This window comes from Verrucomicrobiota bacterium (genome assembly GCA_037139415.1).
In the GTDB taxonomy this organism is placed as follows: Bacteria; Verrucomicrobiota; Verrucomicrobiia; order Limisphaerales; family Fontisphaeraceae; genus JBAXGN01.
The window spans coordinates 13915-31371 of the sequence record JBAXGN010000011.1 but is presented as its reverse complement, the minus strand read 5'-3'; the positions used below and the strand labels follow the sequence as shown (position 1 = coordinate 31371).

Annotated in this window: 13 protein-coding genes; 5 read left to right on the top strand and 8 right to left on the bottom strand. The window is 56.3% G+C overall.

Annotated features, from left to right (window positions below; genetic code table 11):
• Window positions 1–64: 64 nt before the first annotated feature.
• From WCO56_03330 to WCO56_03315, 4 genes are all read right to left on the bottom strand, one after another.
• Complete coding sequence (locus WCO56_03330; GenBank protein ID MEI7728571.1) at window positions 65–763, bottom strand: PEP-CTERM sorting domain-containing protein; 699 nt, start codon at window positions 761–763, stop codon at window positions 65–67.
• 1 nt (window position 764) lies between these two features.
• Entirely contained in the window at window positions 765–1493 is a 729-nt protein-coding gene (locus WCO56_03325) for a hypothetical protein (protein ID MEI7728570.1), read from the bottom strand.
• A 91-nt stretch (window positions 1494–1584) separates the two neighbouring features.
• Window positions 1585–2241, bottom strand: coding sequence for a PEP-CTERM sorting domain-containing protein (locus WCO56_03320; GenBank protein ID MEI7728569.1), 657 nt, complete (start codon window positions 2239–2241; stop codon window positions 1585–1587).
• 42 nt (window positions 2242–2283) lie between these two features.
• The gene (locus tag WCO56_03315) at window positions 2284–7743 is read right to left on the bottom strand and encodes a hypothetical protein (protein ID MEI7728568.1); all 5460 of its coding nucleotides are present in this window, start codon (window positions 7741–7743) and stop codon (window positions 2284–2286) included.
• Between the two features lie 255 nt (window positions 7744–7998).
• On the opposite strand from WCO56_03315, the gene WCO56_03310 reads away from it, so the two are divergent.
• The 5 genes from WCO56_03310 to WCO56_03290 all read left to right on the top strand — a co-directional run bounded on the left by WCO56_03310 (window position 7999) and on the right by WCO56_03290 (window position 12320).
• Entirely contained in the window at window positions 7999–8637 is a 639-nt protein-coding gene (locus WCO56_03310) for a hypothetical protein (protein MEI7728567.1), read from the top strand.
• A 248-nt stretch (window positions 8638–8885) separates the two neighbouring features.
• On the top strand, window positions 8886–9452 hold the full coding sequence (locus WCO56_03305) for a PEP-CTERM sorting domain-containing protein (protein MEI7728566.1): 567 nt from the start codon (window positions 8886–8888) through the stop codon (window positions 9450–9452).
• Window positions 9430–10887 carry a hypothetical protein gene (locus WCO56_03300; GenBank protein MEI7728565.1) on the top strand — a complete coding sequence of 486 codons (1458 nt, stop codon included), beginning with the start codon at window positions 9430–9432 and terminating at the stop codon, window positions 10885–10887. Before WCO56_03305 ends, WCO56_03300 begins: the two co-directional genes overlap by 23 nt.
• 341 nt (window positions 10888–11228) lie before the next feature.
• Window positions 11229–11453 (top strand): hypothetical protein, encoded by a 225-nt coding sequence (locus tag WCO56_03295; GenBank protein ID MEI7728564.1) that lies wholly within the window; start codon window positions 11229–11231, stop codon window positions 11451–11453.
• A 126-nt stretch (window positions 11454–11579) separates the two neighbouring features.
• A complete protein-coding gene (locus WCO56_03290) occupies window positions 11580–12320 on the top strand; it encodes a glycosyl hydrolase (GenBank protein MEI7728563.1) in 741 nt (246 codons plus the stop codon).
• 28 nt (window positions 12321–12348) lie between these two features.
• On the opposite strand, the gene WCO56_03285 is transcribed toward WCO56_03290, so the two are convergent.
• From WCO56_03285 to WCO56_03270, 4 genes are all read right to left on the bottom strand, one after another.
• Entirely contained in the window at window positions 12349–14403 is a 2055-nt protein-coding gene (locus WCO56_03285) for a hypothetical protein (GenBank protein ID MEI7728562.1), read from the bottom strand.
• A gap of 215 nt (window positions 14404–14618) precedes the next feature.
• Window positions 14619–15851 (bottom strand): NrfD/PsrC family molybdoenzyme membrane anchor subunit, encoded by a 1233-nt coding sequence (gene nrfD, locus WCO56_03280; protein ID MEI7728561.1) that lies wholly within the window; start codon window positions 15849–15851, stop codon window positions 14619–14621.
• Window position 15852: 1 nt separating this feature from the next.
• A complete protein-coding gene (locus WCO56_03275) occupies window positions 15853–16665 on the bottom strand; it encodes a 4Fe-4S dicluster domain-containing protein (protein MEI7728560.1) in 813 nt (270 codons plus the stop codon).
• Window positions 16662–17105, bottom strand: coding sequence for a hypothetical protein (locus WCO56_03270; GenBank protein ID MEI7728559.1), 444 nt, complete (start codon window positions 17103–17105; stop codon window positions 16662–16664). The genes WCO56_03275 and WCO56_03270 overlap by 4 nt, the downstream gene beginning before the upstream one ends.
• Window positions 17106–17457 lie beyond the last annotated feature (352 nt).

Below are 17457 nucleotides of genomic sequence, written 5' to 3'. Positions count from 1 at the left end.
TTACTCGTCAGCGGCCACCATGAAATCGCGAGCATGAAACTGGAGAAAATTGTGTTTATGTTTTTCATGAGTCACGGCGTCTTGCGGCTAGAAACAGCCCAATGCCGCCAAGGGCAAACAACGCGATGGTGCCGGGTTCAGGGACAGCCTCCGCCATAAATTGAATGTCATCAAGGCTGGTCAAATTAGGCAAACCCGTGCCGTCGTACAGGGAAGTAAAACGTAACTCGGTTGTGCTCCCCGCATAGGCTGAAATATCCGCGCCCCAGACCATGTAACTGGCGTTGGACGAAACGGTCACGGTGGGCAGGACATTGCCGGCCAAAGATACCGTGAAAGCATGCGCCCATGGAGATACCATAAACTGAATGCCGTTAGCCCACACAGGAACCGTGCCGGTCTGGGTGATCGACGCGTCACGCTGATCGGGAAAATAGTTGTATGCACCGCCAACACATGCTGAATAGTTATCGGAAAGAATACCCCAAGTGTCAAAATATGGTCCAAACACGATTACCCGCGTGGATCCAAGCGGAACACTATTGTGCCATACGGTAGCGGATTCGTTTACTCCAATAAATGCGCGCCATCCGGGCAGGGCGTTGGCAACAGATTCAGTAGTCCCGGCTTGACCCGAAGGCACAATGGGTATTTGGGCATCTTCAAAATTCAAATTGACGAAAGAAACTGCTGCCGGAACATTTGCGGCTGCAAATATCCCCAGCAAAACCAAACGCAGTGGATTCAATAGGCGCTTGTTCATATCACTCAGTACCATGCGGAATAGAGGCTTTATTTTTCCTGCGCACCGCCCGCCAGCAAACCAGGCCTCCTGTGCACCCTAGCGCCAATGCGCTGGGCTCTGGAACCATATCGGTGGAGAATTGAATGTCATCGAGGCTAATCAGGTTGGGCGGTCCCAGGCCATCGTACATGGACGTAAAGCGCAATTCCGTTTCGTTTCCAGCATACGCCGACACATCGGCTGCCCAGATTAAATACTGGGCCGTGGAGGAGAGTTGCTGCGTCGGCAACACGTTGCCGCCAAGCGAAACCGTAAACGCATGAGCCCAGGGAGAGACTTTGAATTGAATGCTATTGGCCCACATTGGGACAGCGCCAACCTGAGCGATGGACGCATTGCGGAATTCTGGCTGGTAATAATAGGCCCCGGCAAGCCCTGCTGAGTAGTTACCAGAAAGAATATCGCTGCTCCAGGAATAGGGGCCATAAATAATTACGCTTACAGCACCAAACGGGTGCGCATTATGTGGAACTGTGGTCACTTCAAACGTTCCAATAAATGCCCGCCAACCGGGTAATGCATCAGCAACGGGTTCACTAGAGTTCCAACTGCCGCTAGGCAAATCAGGAACCGTGGCTTCCTCAAAATTAAGGTTTTGGAAAACCGTTGCTCCACAAACCATATTAGACTGGCAACTCCCAATTCCTAGAAGGAGTGTAACCAAATTCTTCAGGTGCAAATTTTTCATATTCTTGTTTATCTGCGGATTAACGGATCGCCCACTGCTCGCTGTGCCAACACCAGATGAGGTCGTTAGGGATGGATAACGCATGACAAATTCAGGGCACTCTTCGTTTTCTGCCGAGCGTGTAACCGATCAAACCTCCGACGCACCAGAGCGCCAGAGTGCCGGGTTCGGGAACAGCGTCGGAGGAAAACACAATGTCGTCCAATAAATCATAATTGACATATTGGACACCTTGATAAAACGAGGTGAACCGTAGTTCACACGCAGCTCCCTTATACCAAGACACATCCGCCCCCATCACTTTGTATGCCGCATTGGTTTCCACCACAAATAGTGGCAGATTGTTTCCAGCCAATGAGATGCGAAAATCACCCGGCCAGGCGGATAGTTTAAACTGGATGGAATTTGCCCAATCTGGTACCTCTCCGACTTGGGCTAGAGAGGCGCTGGCGCGGTCTAAATTATAATTATAGGCGCCTTGAAGCAAGGCGGTGTAGTTCCCGCTGAGAATTTGATTAGGCGCACCAAAGTTCGGGCCGAGAATGGAGACGCTGTTAGCGCCAAGACTAGAGCCATTATGATAGGCATTAGGGCGTTCTTCATTGCCGACATAAAATTTCCAGCCGGGAAATGCATTACTAACCTGAACGAATTCGCCTTGCCCAGCAGCGAGATTTCCAACCTGCGCAGATTCGAAATCGAGGTTGATGAATTGCGTGGCACAAACCCCTGGCAGTGTGGCCGCCAAGTATGCGAAAAACTCAAATACTATTATTATTTTCATATTGAATTATTTTATTACAATGGGATCTCCAATAATTTGTAGCAGATGTGTTCTAGCTGAGACCCAAGCCGCTGCGCAAAAACGGTGCCCAGAAGCCCATAAACCAAAATACAGCCTGCTATCGTTTATGCCTGGCGTGTATGGCTCACCAACATGGGAAGCCGCCCCCATCGGTGTATTTGAAAAATTGATTCCACCGAACGCATTACTTGAGAACCATTGGCAAAAAGTTCCCTGTCCGATGCTGTGAAAATAATCTCTTACTCCATTATAAGATTCTACGGTTTGAATTAGATAACCACCGCTATTGCCATAGAATAGGACAGGGATGCTATTGGAACCCTGAATAACATAGTCTCGTCCTAAGCTGTAAGTGCCCCAACTTACATAACCTAAAACATTTGTGCCGCGAGTGATTGGTGGAGGATCAGTAATAAAAGTAATGTTCGTTTCCGGCACTCCTGCGCCTAATACACCTTGCCGCGCCGGTCCCGCAAAGCTGCCTAAAATATTGGCTGGCTTACATTCATCAAAATAATAATTCCCCTCGGAATACCCCTCCGGATGCGCTCGAATAACAATTTTTCCAAGAGAATAATTGGTCCCGAAGAATTCCAACTTGTCAATGTAAGCCCGGCAATCATTCGTTCCGCCCATATTGATATGGGTTACGAACGGCAGAATCCCCGTATAGAAATTACTGTGAAGTTGAACACTGACACTGGGAGCAGAAAGATGATCCATGTCATAAACACCGGGTGTATTGCTCCAGTTCACTCGCGATGGAACATCCAAAAACAACACAATATATTGCGGACGCAACGTGGGGTTAGCATTCAACCAAGTTTGGAATGGTGAGCCAATATCATTGGCCATTTCCGGAGGAGTTACGGTTTCTATGTTAGTGCATCCAATTCCCAACACATTCGCTTTCGCGGCAAATGGGCGGTGGGCCAGGTAATAATCTTTCACCCATAGGCTGTCCGTTGAATTGGTGTTGTAGATCAGCAACAGGTCTTTTTCCACCGTCACCGGGTAAGAAAGCGAAGGCTGGTGCAGGGTGGCCAAAGCATGATAGCCGCCGCCCGCAACTGAAACCACGTTGGACAGCCCGGCGTATTCTTCCAGTATTGTAACGGCCCCTTGCCCCCAGACCACGAGGCTTCGATCATTCTTCAAGGCCACGCTGAAGGTGGCCCCGGCGGCAATGGCCATGACGTTGTTCAAGCCGGCAGGGACATTGGTCTGGCCGCAGGTATTATCGCCCCAGGCCACCACCGTTCCGTTCCGCCGCAACGCCAGGCTGTGGCTGCGCCCCGCCGCCACGGCGACCGCGTTCGTGGCTTCAGGCGGCACATTGGTCTGGCCGAAGGCGTTGTTACCCCACCCGACCACCGTGCCATGGGTCGTCACCGCCAACCCGTGCCAGGCCCCCGCCGCCAACTCGATCACGTTGGTTAAATCCGCCGGGACATTGGTGGCAGCGTTCACGCCCCAGGCCACCATCTGGCCGTTGGTCAGCAAGGCCAGGCTGTAGTTGCTCCCCGCGCTGATGGCGGATACCCGCATCAGGTTGGTGGGCACCAGCACCGCCGCCGGCTGGTTGGTATCGCCCCAGGCCGTCAGCCGGCCCAAATCATCCAGCGCCAGGTTGTGGCCATATCCCGCCGCCACCGCCACAATGTTGCTCAGCCCGCCGGGCACATTGCATTGCCCCGCGTCGTTATTGCCCCAGGCCAGCACGGTGCCGTCTTCCCGCACCGCCACGGAGTGGGTTTCGCCCGCTGCCACGGCCACCGCATTGGTAAAGCCCGGCGGCGGCTCGCACTGCCGATTCAGGTTCCGGCCCCAGGCCGCCACCATGCCCGGCTGTTTCACGGGTGCCGGGCGGGTGCCGCCCAACGCCAGCGCATGGGCGCCGCCCCCGGCAATCCGGATGACATTGTTGAGGCTGGCGATCTCATTGGTCTGCACCCCCACGCCCTGCCCCCACAGCACCAGGGTGCCGTCGTCCTTGAGCGCCACACTGTAATTGGCCCCCGCCGCCACGGCGGTCACGTTGCTCAACCCGGCGGGCACATCGCACTGGCCCGCGTCATTCAAACCCCAGGCCAGAACTCTGCCGTCACGGCGCACCGCCAGAGTATGCGCCCGGCCAGCCGTCACACTCAGGATATTGGTGGCACTGGCGGGCACGTTGGTTTGTCCCATCTGGTTATTCCCCCAGGCCGCCACGGTGCCATTCTCCCGCAGCGCCACCCCATGCCATGCCCCCGCCGCAATCGCCTTGGCCGGGTTGCTTCCCGGTGGCACGTTGGTTTGCCCAAAGTCATTCACGCCCCAACCCACTACCTCACCGCTGGTGAGCAACGCAAGGCAGAAGTTGCTGCCCGCGCTCAGGCTGGCCACGGGTCCGAGGTTGGCAGGGATATGGAGTGCCGGGTTGTTGGTGTCGCCCCAGGCCACCACGGCGCCGTCCGCTTGCAGGGCCAGGCCATGCGCATAGCCTGCCGCCACGGCCACCACATTGCTCAAGCCCGCCGGGACATTGGTGCCAGCCCCGCTGCCCCACCCCAGCACCGTGCCGTTGCCGCGCAGCGCCAGCGAATAGGTCTCGCCCGCCGCCATGCTCAGGAGGTTGGTCAGGTTGGCCGGGCGCTGGCATTGACCGGATTGATTGTCGCCCCACATTGCCAGCATGCCCGGCAATACCGCCTGCACCGTCCAGGTGCCCACGTTGGTTCCCCCCGCCGCGTTATATACCTGCACGGTGTATTCCCCTTCAAAGTTGGTCAGACCGGTCAACGGGTCCGGCAGGGCAATGAATGACTGTTCCAGCACCGGGAGGGTGGCGCCGTCCTTCTTCCATTGGTAATGGATGCGATGCGGATACGTGCTATTGGCGGTGGCGTAAACCGCCAGCATGAGGGTTTTGCTCGCCCATAAGGTGCTGGGCACCCCAGGACTGGTGGCCGACACCACCGGCGGCTGTAACCGGACCACTTGGGCCACCCGGCTGGTGCGCGCGCCCGCTCCGGTGGCGATCACCACTTGGTACGCCCCTTCGTTGCTGGTGGATAGGTTGGTGACCGTGTAACTGGCGTTGGTGGACCCGGCAATCGCACTACCATCCCATAACCATTGGTATTTAACCCCCGCCAGTCCATACCCGAGCGCATTCAGCGTGATGTTGGTGCCGGATAATCCGCTCTGGCTGATCGGTTCGGCCAGCACCACCGGCGTTTGCCGTCCGGTCCGCAATGCCAGGGCATGCCTGGCCCCGCCGCCGATCAGTTTCACCGCCGTCAGATCTTCCGGCACCACCAGCGGCCCCCAACTGTGGAGCGTGCCGTTGCTGTCCAGCGCCAGGCTGTAGGTCATGCCCGCCACCAGGGCCGCCACGTTGCTCAGGCCGGCGGGCACGTTCGTCAGGCCATTGTATGGATAACCCCACGCCGATACCGTCCCGTTGCTGCGCAACGCCAGCGTGTGCAGGTAGCCGGAGGCAAGGGTGGCCACGCCTGATAGCGAGGCCGGGACATTCGTCAGGTTCCAATGCAGGCTGCCGGCATTCTGCCCCCACGCCGTGACCTGCCCGTTGGACAGCACCGCCGCCGCATGATTGGCTCCCGCCGCCAGCGCCATCACATTGCTGGGGCCGCGCCCCAGGTTGGTCCGCCAGGAACCCTGTCCCCAGTAGGCCAGGGTGCCGTTGCTGCGCAGGCAGAGGACGTAATCATAGCCCAGGGCGTACGCTGCGCCGTTGGTGCTCCAGGAATAGTTGGTGGTAGCATTCCAACGGATCACGGTCCCGTTGCTCAACCAGGCAATCGCGTCGTACCAGGCTGCGCCGATGGCCGCCACGTTGGTGACGGCCGCTGGGACGTTGGTCAGCCCGCCCCACGCAACCACGGTGCCGTTGCTGCGCAACGCCAGGCTGAAACCGTACCCGCCCGCCAACTGCCGGGCGTCCCGCAAATCCGGCGGCACCAGGCATTCCCGGTGGAAATTGTCGCCCCACGCGAAAATCATGTCATCGCGGGGATTGGTCTGGTTGATATATTCCTGGTAGTTGGAGACCCAATCGCCGTCGAAATCATCCTCCGCATCGTTGCGCAGCGGGTTCAGCCCATATTTCAGTTCCCAGATATCCGGCATGCCATCCCCATCGGTGTCCACGAGATTGGTTGCGGTTTTGCTGACCAGCAGAATATAGGCATCCGTCAGCAAATCCCCATCCGTATCGTTGGTGGCACCTACCAAATACAGGCAAAATGGCACGGGCGCATTGGTGTGAACGAAGTTGGTCTGGCCGGGAGCGCCGCGAAAGAACCACGTCCACTGGCTGTTGGTCACATGGTTGCCCACCAGATTCGTGGTATAGAACAAGTCATACACCCCATTGGTTTCTCCGCCCGCAATGGTCAAGGCAGTGCCATTGGTATCGTACACCAGCTTGGAAATGTGCAGAACGTTGGTGTTATAAGGCAATTCCCAACTGCTATAGAACGGCATGTCGTTGGTAGTGCTGCCACCGCCACCGCCGGGTCCGGGATCGGGCGGCGACGGCCATCCCTCGGCGCGCTGCGGCCCATGATGACGCCTCAAAGTCCGATAGTGTGCTATGGATTCCTGCACAGAAACTGGTCCCATGGCTGCCAACAGGCTCTGCGATTGATAGTCCCACCCAAACTGTGCTTCCGTGCAGGCATACGGAAAGAAGTAAATTTCATCCAGTTGGCCTTCCAGTTTCTCCAGCCCGCCCGGATTTGAGCCCAGAAAGCACATCCAGCTATCCAGGTCGGTTGGTTGGGCTAACGCCGGCAATCCCCGGCCAGTAGCGATAATCTTACCGTCCAAAACCAGTGACGTGGCTTCTGGACCGTAAACCAGCCCCAGTTGGTGAAAGACATCCTTTCCCAGAGCAACAGTAGCATGAACGATATCCACAGCCTGACCAGCTTGATACGCGCTCAAGTACACGGTGTTACCGTCCGAATCGAAGTACAGCGCAAAACCAGTTGGCGTCTTCGCATTCACGTGTGCTATCTCTAACAGACGAGCATGCTTACCTGATCCTTGACCACCTAGTGAAGTGCTGGACCATGCAGTAGAAAACCACAAGCGAATACTGCCGGTGTTAGGCGAGAAGTTGGGCCGTTTGCGGGTTCCCTGGACTGGGATCATGCAATGGGAAGGCGTCTCACCGGCCATGAGCAAAGCCGTACCGGACCAACCTTCCACGAACTGTGCCGACTTTAAATAAGCCGTGCCGGAGACCGCATCGGCCACAAAGTTGGTCTGCTGGTCATTGGCTCGGAATATCAGGGACTCCCCTTCAGGCAGGGTTGGCCGTGCAGGCCTGGACTTGGCGGTGGCCTCAAGCGGCAGGCCGACGATGACCAAACATGCAACCACGTAAATAAGTCGAAACCCTTCCCACACCTGGTTCGTATATGTGTTCATAATTCCGATTGTTTTCCCGCCTCAAAACACCGTAACGCAATACCACGGGGTTCATGTATAACTCATGCCTAATAAATGCGCGGGCGTCAATAAGTTTTTTAATAGAAAATTTTATCCCTGCGGACAAACCCGATTGCCATCCGTCATCCACAAGCCCAACCCTATTTTTCCGTCGGCCAATATTTCTGAAAAACATTCCCTCCCGGAGGGAACCACTTTTCCTGGAACCCTGTTACTCTCGCCCTCATGAATGGCATGAATATAAATCCGAAACCCGGATTTCGAATTCCGAAATGGCGGCCCTCATTCGCGTTGATTGGCGCGATTCGCGGTCGGCGGCCTTTGGCTTTGCCATCTCCTGCCCGCCAACCTCCATCTTCCGGTGGTGATTTTTCTGCCCGAAAATTATTCTCCAAAAGTTGGCTTCGGCCATCGGCCTTGGCATCTTCTGGTTATAATTTTTTTGCCAGTAAATTTTTCTGCCATGTTCGGCTTCCCATTTTTATGCCGGTTCATTTTTCTGCAAAAGTCTTTGGATTTCGGTCTTGTGCTCTTGTGTCAAAAAAATCTTTTTCACACAATTTTGTCACAATTTGTGTGAAAAAATCAAATTCATCACAAGAACATCACAATTTCCAAAACTGCACCACCCACCCCCGTCGTAGCCGCCGACGTGAGTCGGCGCAAACTAAACAACCTACTATCTCGCAATTACTTATGAATCAAGTCGCCCATAAAACTGCACCGTTTAAATCTCAAAAACGGTGCAGAAACGGTGCAGTTTTGGCGTGGTTTTCTTTCCAACCGTCCGCACCGGAAGCCGGTTTCGCCTGCCAATATTCACGGTTGCTTCCCCACCGGTGGTGGCATCGGTTCATCACCCATGAATGGTGAGCCAAAAGCAATGTGCTCTTACCGCAAAGCGACCAGCGAACGCCTGAAACTCGGCCCAAAGCAATTTTTTAAAAGTTTATTCTCTTGACTGCAACGGGTGCCCCGTTACCCTCCTTGGCAAGATGAATAGCATAAGTAATCAGTTTTCCCAGCCCCGGAACCAGCAGGGCGTAACACGCAGTTGCGTTTCTGAACCGACGAGCCTGCTTCCCAGGTCTGTTGCCCTCCGGCACCGCCATTTTTCTCCCTTGCTGGTTGCAGCGCTCATGCTGTTTGGCCTGGTGTCGTCACGGGCGGCGGTGCTGAGTTTTGACGATCTGCCGGGCGGACGGATCCCCGTCAATTATGGCGGCCTGATCTGGAATGACAGTTGGTTTGTGGTTGGCAATGAGCCGCCTAACTACACGGCCAACTCTCTGCCATCAGCCGTCACCAGTTATGACAACATGAACGGGGTAAGCTGGACTGGCCTGTCATACATTGATTTCACAACACCGACGGTTTTCAACGGAGCGTTTTTCGCCGGCTACTTTACCATCGGTTACGATCTTTATTCGGGTGGAAAAGTGGTCGCCACCACGCCGGACGCAGGTATCGGGGGCGTGCCGCTTTATATCGCTTCCCAGTATGCGTTGCCGATTGACCGCGTGATGATCCGGGGAGCCCAAGGCTATTTCATGATGGATGATTTCAGCTTTGGGGCTGTCCCGGAGCCTTCCACCGGTCTCTTGCTAGGTGTTGGTGTGGCGGGCCTGGCGCTCAAGCGGCGGAAGGCCAAATGGAGCAATAACTATGGGTTGGTTGGCAAAGTATGAAACGTGGGTGTGGCTCTTCCTCGTGGTGGGCGGATTTGTTTGGCTTACGCGGGTGCCGGAACTGCGCCTGATCCGGTTCCGGCTGGGCGCTTCCCTGCTTATCGTGGTGGCGTTCTTCTTTTTTGCCAAGGGCGTCTGGAGCATGGTTTTGCTGCTCCTGCTCGCCCGGCCCGTGTTTTTTGTGTTTGGCATGGTCTGGTCGGAGGTGGTCGCGCACTTTGCCTTTCGCGCGTTCCACGCGTCGGTGATGGGGGATGGCGGCCCCGCCGGGCCAATGTCATCGCCCAGCTACGCCCTCGCCAGGCATTTTCGCGCCACCGGCAGAACCACCCTGGCGATCCGCAACATCAAGGACCGGATGCGAAATCACCCCGAAGACTTCGAGGGGCTATATCTGCTCGCGCTGATTCATGCCCAGGATTTGCGCGATCTCAAGAGCGCGCGCCATTTCACCCAACTTATCCTCAACGCCGAGGCCATTTCGCACGGGCAGAAAGAATATGCGGCCCTCGAATATGAGCGCTGGCGGCTCAGCGTGAATCCAGGCGATGCGACAGCCATCATGTTTTCGGGCAGCAATCAGCCGGCCTTCGCGGTGGATGAAACCAGCGGCAAGCTGCGGTTGAGCCCCAAAGCCGGCCTCAGCAGCGGGCTGGCACAAGGGGTTTCCCCGCATCCGGGAACCAAGCCCCGGCAATTCTTGGACGGCATCCTCGCCAGCGAAGAACGAAAACCGCCCGGCCCCGACCCCGACTACAACGAATCACGCCGGTTGCGCCACGCCCAAAAGCCGAAATCAGCCATCGCCTTGGCCGAACGCCAACTCAAGATGACGGACGCTCCGTTTGAAGGCATGTTGCTCGTGGCGACCATTTATGCCGAAGACTTGCACGATCTGGCGGGCGCGCAAACCTGGATTAACAAAATCCTGGACCTTGATTTTACCCGCTCCGGCGCCAAGGAATATGCCAAAAACCAACTGGCGGAATGGCAATCCGGCAAGGCCGCCGCGCATGGCAAATTCATCGAAGTCAAAACCACCCCGGGCGGCCCGGTGGTCACGCTGCCTGCCGCCGACGAACACGAAACGCCACCCCGCTTGAAAAACGCCGGGCCGGTGCGTTTGCCACCGCATTACCTGAACCTCGAGGCATGGGCGCAACACGCGGATTTCCAGGAAATCCTGGAACTCCGGGCCAACGGACAGTTCGGCTCGGCGCTGGAATTGACGGAAAAACGGTTGCTGGATTATCCCGGGGACTATGCCACCCTCCAACTCATCGCCGCCATCCAAGCGGAAGATTGCGCCAACTATTGGCGCGCGCAAAGACTGGTTGAGCAGATCGAACGCCAGAACCATATTCCGGTTGAATGCAAGGAGCGGTCGCGGGCCTGGCTGCAAACCTGCTACCACCGGATTCAGAACGTGCGGTAAAATTCGTAGCTGAAAAAATTCGTTTGCACCTCCGTTTTTTACCGTTATAATGCTGGCGCGTAAGTAAATAGGCGCCGTTTTTTGAAGTAAAGGCCCGGACGGTATTCCCAACCCGCCGGACCGGTGCCTGCCAGTGTGGTGCTTTCTTCAGACTTCTGAAAAGAATACCCCAGGATAAACTCAAGCCTTTATATATCAGCGGATTGCAACTTTGAAACAACCTGCATATAAGCGGATTGGTAGCGGCCCGGTTTCGGCTTCAGCCGAAATCAAGGTCGGTTTTTGTCTGCCTTTTGCTTGTTTTGCGTTATAAACCCAACTCAACCCATTGACATAAAATCATGAAAAGCCAAACTCCTCACCTCACTCACGAACACCTTCGCCACATTCACCGCACGTTGAAAAACGTCCGGTTTTTGCAATTCGGCCACAAGACGTTCCGTCATTATAATCGTGACGTGAATAGTGTCCGCAGCGCCTGGACCGAATTCCAGCGTGATCCATTGAGCTACCTGGCCAACAGCCCGGCGGACCTCAGCCGCGATGTGCTGACTTTGTGCCAGTAACGTAATACGAACAAGCACGCACAACGGTTCCGGCCGTGCGCGCTCCTGCTTGGGGCGCTGCTTCTGCTGTGCTTTATTGCCAATCTCCCCGCCCGGGCGGCGGTACTGCCAGCCTCCAAAAAAGGGGTGGGTACTTGGGCGGTTCCCAATGCCAGCCGCGCTTTGGCAAGTTTGCGGTTGGCTTGGTACTATACCTGGGAGTCGGATACCAACCGGGCGGCGGCGCCCGGAGCAGTGGAGTTTGTGCCCATGATTTGGGGTGCCCAGTATGCCAATGACCATGAAATCGAGCGCGCCAAGACGATGGGATCCACCAACTTGCTCGGGTTCAATGAACCGGATCATCGCCAGCAATCCCGCCTGACCGTCGAACAGGCGCTTGACCTTTGGCCCGTCTTGGAACGCAGCGGTTTGCGATTGGGAAGTCCGGCGACCTCCGGCGATCCGGCAAAGCCTGGGAGTTGGTTGGAGCGATTCATCGCCGGGGCCGAGGACCGGAAATACCGCGTGGACTTCATCTGTGTTCACTGGTATGGCACCGGCACCGATCCCGCCACTGAAACGGACCGGTTGAGAGCTTTTCTCGAAGGGGTTCACACCAAGTTTCAGCGGCCGGTGTGGTTGACGGAATTTGCGTTGGTCAATTGGAACCGCAGCAAACAAGCCGCCGACGCGGGAACGCAGGCCGCCTTTCTGTCCCGCGCACTGCCCATGCTGGACGCGTTGCCATTTCTGGAGCGCTACGCGTGGTTTGCTCTGGCCCCATGGCGCTATGGCCCTGAGCCGGTGCTCACCCATCTGTGTAATCCCGACCTGACAGCCACGGTGGTTGGTCAAATTTATCGGGATCATCCAAAGAAACCTTAACCCGAAAACCGAAGTTGCTCGCGCTGCTTTACTTCGCGGGTGAGGACGGTGCCTCGTCGGTGGCTTCGGTGATATCCTTCAACTGGCACAACGCGTGGTTCCAGATCACGTCATGGACATAGGCCGGGAACAACAGGCGAAACAGCCACCACCAAACGCGCTGGGGAAGACTCGTTCCGCGTTCAAAATCGAACGCCACGTAGAGGGAAAGGTTGGTATTTCTGACGGTGGGTTCGACTTCGAATAACAACGCGCCGCCACAGGCGAAACCGTTGCGCACGCGATACACCACCAGGTGATTATCCAGGATTTGTTCCAACCCCAAGTCAAACGCGAACACCCCGCCGAGGATGGTATAGCGAATCACGCAACCCGGCTCGTTCGGTTGGCCGGCAACGCGCTGAATGGATACCCAGCGAGGGCGAAGATAACCACGATCCGCCTCGCCAAACCGTCCCAATTGGCTGAGCACGCTGGCCGGGGTCGCCCGGATCGAAATGGTGTACATCCGCTCAAACTCGAACCCGGATGGCACCGGACCTTCGCCCGCCAATTTGCGCGCGAACATTCGCCGCTTCACCTCAAAACGTTCTTTGGCCACCCCGGTCGTGAATCGGCCAAACCCCTCCCACGAAAGCCCAAAGAAAAACTCGGTCAGGTAATTGCGCACCGTGACCAGAAGCCCGCCGGTTAAAACCAGCCAAAGGGTGGACGGCCTCAGCAGCGCCCAAAAAACATGTTCATAATCCTCATCACCGCTGGCAATTTGCCACAGGATGATAGCCAGGGATCGCTCAGAAATGGGCATCGTTTTGCGTTCTGTGATCACCGCTTGATATAAGACGCGGCTGAGAATGGCGGATTCAAAAAAGACCCGATTCAGCAGGAAGACGATGGCCGCAAAACGGTTGTCGCGGCGAAAATTGCGGATGACCGGAGCATACGCTTCATCAAGGCTGCGTTGATCCATGCCCCACGTGAGCAAGGCTTCGGCCAAAGCCTGGCTGGTCTTAAAGGCGGACAGGATGCCGTCTTTGTACAATCGGGAGGTGACCATGTCACCCACCGCTGCCACGCGGTCACCAAAGGCATGGTGCGCAGTACCCACGGCCAGCCACGGATTGCAGATGCAGGTCACGCGAAAATGATGACGGGCAGCCAGCAATTTGTGGATGTGCGGCAATGCAAGGAATTGCTCGATCAGCTCCCGGTTTTGCGCGTTCGTCGTGGCGGTATCCACCGCCGGGCCAACCAGAACCACGGTGATACAGTCTTTTTTAGGTACCAAGGAACACATTTCCAGTCGCAGGGAACTGGAGCCATATTCAACAAAGTGCAGTTCGCCTTCCAAACCCGAGGAAGTGCCAGCCTCCGCTTCCAGTTCAAACACCAGCGTCCGACGGCACTGCGGTGGCAGGTACCGGGGGTTCAGGTGTTGCATCAATTGAACGGGCGAGGGGCCAGGATTGCCCTTGTCCACCTCGGCATTGATGCCTGCCGCGAACACCAGGAAATCCACCTCACTGGCGTGTTCGCCAACGGCATCCCGATACTTCACCACTGGTTTGTTCTGTGCCGAACGTTCGGTCGCATACACGTCGCCGCTGACCAATTCGGCCCCCTCTCGGACGGCATACTCCAACAACAACGCGTCAAAATTGTGTTGCCGATTGGGATTGGAGCCACTTCGGGACATGCGAAACACCGACACCATTTCCCGTCCGCGCGGCATCTCCAACTCAATGTTTTTCCAGTAACCCTGGATGGTCACCGAGCGGATGCGATCTTGAATCACTTCCGGGGGCAACGCCAAATGGAGTGCGTTCAATTGATCATTCAAGCGCGGAGAGATGCCGCCGGCACAATGCCCGCAACCTTTTCGGCCACCCACCATGCCGCAGAAATCCGCGCAGGAACAGAGAGCCCGCCGATCAATGATGGTGACGTGAATTTTACGGTGTAATTCACGCGCCCGCCGGAGCAATAAAAGAGAAAAAAAAGCGCCTGCTGGCCCGCCGCCGATGACCATAACCCTGGCGCCGTCCTCAAGAAACGTGCGGTCTTGATGTTCGGTGGCACGCATAAAATCTGGCCAGGAATCTGGCCCGCATGGATAAACCACCCGGGCCGGCGGGCAGCCACGCTGCCCACTCCGGAAACTTGTCCTGCCAAGCATTCACTTTACCCTGCCAGCGGACCGTATTGCCCACCAACGTTTATAAGGCAACGGACTTTACAGGCGCTGGTTTAGTCCGTCGCCTTGCCTTGACGGCTTAGAGCAGACAAATCCAGCGCAAATTACGGATGTGCGGTCGAGTTCGCCGGTGCGGTTTCGGGTTCGGAACCCCGGTTGAACAGGAACAACTTGAGCATGACGGCCAAAATCCCAAAGGGCAGCAGCACCAGCGCAGCGGCCATCAGCCAGCCTTCCTGCCCGCCTAATTCCATCTTGTAGGTGGTAAAACCACGCAAGCTTTTGGAGAAAAGCTGGCCGCCAATGACCACATTCCAGCGCATGGCCAGCACCCCGCAGACAATCAGCAGGCTGCTCACAAAATAAAAGACCCGGCGCACCGCCATGGGAATCCGGGCACGGAACAATTGGGTGCTGCCCAACAGCAGGAAAGGCAACAGCGTACCCAGACAGGCCTGGCCAATCAGCAAGGTGTAGAACAGCTTGCCGGACGCCAGTTGTTTGAGCACATGAATGGATTCCTCAGCCGAATACAGGCGATGGACCCAATCCAGCGTTTCAATCGCAAAATCGAACAGCAATGCGTAAAATAAAAATTTACCCATTTCGTCCAGGCAGGCATCGTCCAGTTTGCGACCCCGCAAACGCGTCAGCACCACATATAGGGCCACGCACAAGGCAATGCCTGAAACGATGGCTGAGAAAATGAAGATGACCGGCATCAGCACATTTCCCCACCAGGGATTGGCCTTGATGGAACCAAAGATGAAGCCCACATACCCATGCAGCAGGAACGCCGACGGGATGCCGATAATGGTAATGGCGCGGCCCATCGTCTCATCCAAGTGCAGTGCCGCCGGCGACAGATCGTTCACCCCCAGCGTGAACAGCCGATACATAAATCCTTGAAAACCGGGCGTTGACTTGCCCCAGATCACGAAATCCCGGCGGTAATCAAACCACAATTCCAACAGGAGCACCGCCATGATGTACCAGGCATACACAAACCCGAACATGGCCATCGGCGAACTCACATGCGGAGTCATCATGACCTCCAGACAGCGCTCGGGATGCCCGAGGTGGAACAAGAGCGGCAAGGGCGCAACCAGCAGAAACGAAAAGGAAATCAACAGCGACATGCGATAAACCGGTTCCAAGGCGCTGACCTTGAACACGCGCACCAGCGACGCCATAATGAAGGCGCCGGCCACCAGACCCGTGATGTACGGGTACACCACGATTAAAACGCTCCAGAGCAGGTTCTGCTCGTTAGGATACACGTAACCTTCGATCAGGTTGGCGTTGGCCAGCAACGGGAGCCATGAGATGGAATTCATATTATCGTACCTCCCCATCCAGGTTGGCATACATCACCCGGGGTTCGGTGCCCAGATGCGCCTTGAGGGTTTGAACTTTGTTTTTCTCGATGAATCTCAACAGCGGATTATCCTCGCGGGTATCGCGCAGATCCCCAAATATCCGGGCACCGCCCGGGCAAACCTCCACGCAGGCGGGTTTCAGGCCGCGAGTGATGCGGTGATAACACAAGGTGCATTTGTCCGCAGTATGGGTGTCATGGTTGAAAAAGCGACAGCCGTACGGGCACGCTTGAATACAGAAGCCGCAACCGATGCAATATTTATAGTCCACCAACACCGTGCCATCCGGAGCATCAAAGGTGGCTCCGACCGGGCAGGCCTGGACACAGGGTGAATGAGTGCAAAGATTGCAGAGCTTGGGCACAAAAAATGCCTTCAATATTTCCGCCGCCGGGACGGTGCTGGGCGGAAAGCCATCCAGCGCGCCGTTCGGGGAATCCACACTGATTTCCCCGCGCAACTTGTCTGAGCCGGGCTTGGCCCGCTTAATGACATAACGCTCAATCCAGGTGCGAAAGCAGCCTTGCTCGGTCGGCACCTTGTTTTCCGCCTTGCACGCTTTCACACAGGAGCCGCAGCCAATGCAGCGATCCACGTCCAACGCCATCAACCAACGATGGCGGGTGGGATCGTAATTCTTCGGCAGGGCGTTTTGGGCGGCGGCCTGTTGGGTTGCGGCCTTGAGTGGGCGAGACACGGTGGCAGCCAGCAATCCGGCTCCCGCTCCCAGCCAGGTCGTCATGGCCTGACGCCGAGTGGTTTTGTGTTTCATGGAGTATCGTTGGGTTGATGGGGAATGTGGCACGTCTTGCAGGCCCCTTGCCCGTTGTAATGGTTTTTCAGGTTAATCTGCTTATGCCAGGCGGGACGGCCGGTGGTGCGCTCGTGACAGCGGGCACACAGACCATCGGTAAGCTTGTCCGTTTTAACTTCCGGATTGGCAGCGTGGGCTTGACAGGCGGCATGGCAGGCCTCGCACGACACCGGCGCGTGGGGTGCCTTGGCCACCTTGGCCAGGATTTCGGAGTGGCATTCATCACAGGCTTTTTGGCCGGCATAAACGGGCGCCCGGCTGGCGACGAGCGCCAGGGCGTTACCGCGAAAATGCCCATATTGTCCGAATGAATCGGGGGTGAGTACTTTGCGCGCGGCAAAATAGCCCACGGCAATCGCGATCGTGACAAAAACGAGCCTGACAATTTGTGGTGGCATATTCAAAAAGCGTACGCCTGAAAAGGCGATGGTAAAACTGGAAACGTGACAAAGAAGTCCCCTTTAGCGGTAGCATCGGCGGCCGCCAAAAGTCTCGTGCGCTGGCGCATGTTTCGTTTCACGGTTCGATTCTTAATCCAAATCCAACCCGGCAATCAAGAAAAATTATACATTAGTTTAGCATATCTAAAGACAAGCCAATATGGCCGCACGCTCACGCGACACCCGAATCGGACGGTGGCAAACAATCCTCAAACAAAGAGGCGCGCTGGATTAACCGCCGCAAGGTCGCCTCAAACTTGGTTGGGAAAACAGTGAATGCCACGCTAGGCCTGTGTTCAAATTCACCCAC

Coding starts and splice junctions, on each gene's coding strand:
- WCO56_03325 (MEI7728570.1), bottom strand. CDS start 1,493: ATGAAAAATTTGCACCTGAAGAATTTGGTTACACTCCTTCTAGGAATT.
- WCO56_03300 (MEI7728565.1), top strand. CDS start 9,430: ATGGGTTGGTTGGCAAAGTATGAAACGTGGGTGTGGCTCTTCCTCGTG.
- nrfD (MEI7728561.1), bottom strand. CDS start 15,851: ATGAATTCCATCTCATGGCTCCCGTTGCTGGCCAACGCCAACCTGATC.
- WCO56_03330 (MEI7728571.1), bottom strand. CDS start 763: ATGAACAAGCGCCTATTGAATCCACTGCGTTTGGTTTTGCTGGGGATA.
- WCO56_03310 (MEI7728567.1), top strand. CDS start 7,999: ATGAATATAAATCCGAAACCCGGATTTCGAATTCCGAAATGGCGGCCC.
- WCO56_03275 (MEI7728560.1), bottom strand. CDS start 16,665: ATGAAACACAAAACCACTCGGCGTCAGGCCATGACGACCTGGCTGGGA.
- WCO56_03270 (MEI7728559.1), bottom strand. CDS start 17,105: ATGCCACCACAAATTGTCAGGCTCGTTTTTGTCACGATCGCGATTGCC.
- WCO56_03295 (MEI7728564.1), top strand. CDS start 11,229: ATGAAAAGCCAAACTCCTCACCTCACTCACGAACACCTTCGCCACATT.
- WCO56_03285 (MEI7728562.1), bottom strand. CDS start 14,403: ATGCGTGCCACCGAACATCAAGACCGCACGTTTCTTGAGGACGGCGCC.
- WCO56_03315 (MEI7728568.1), bottom strand. CDS start 7,743: ATGAACACATATACGAACCAGGTGTGGGAAGGGTTTCGACTTATTTAC.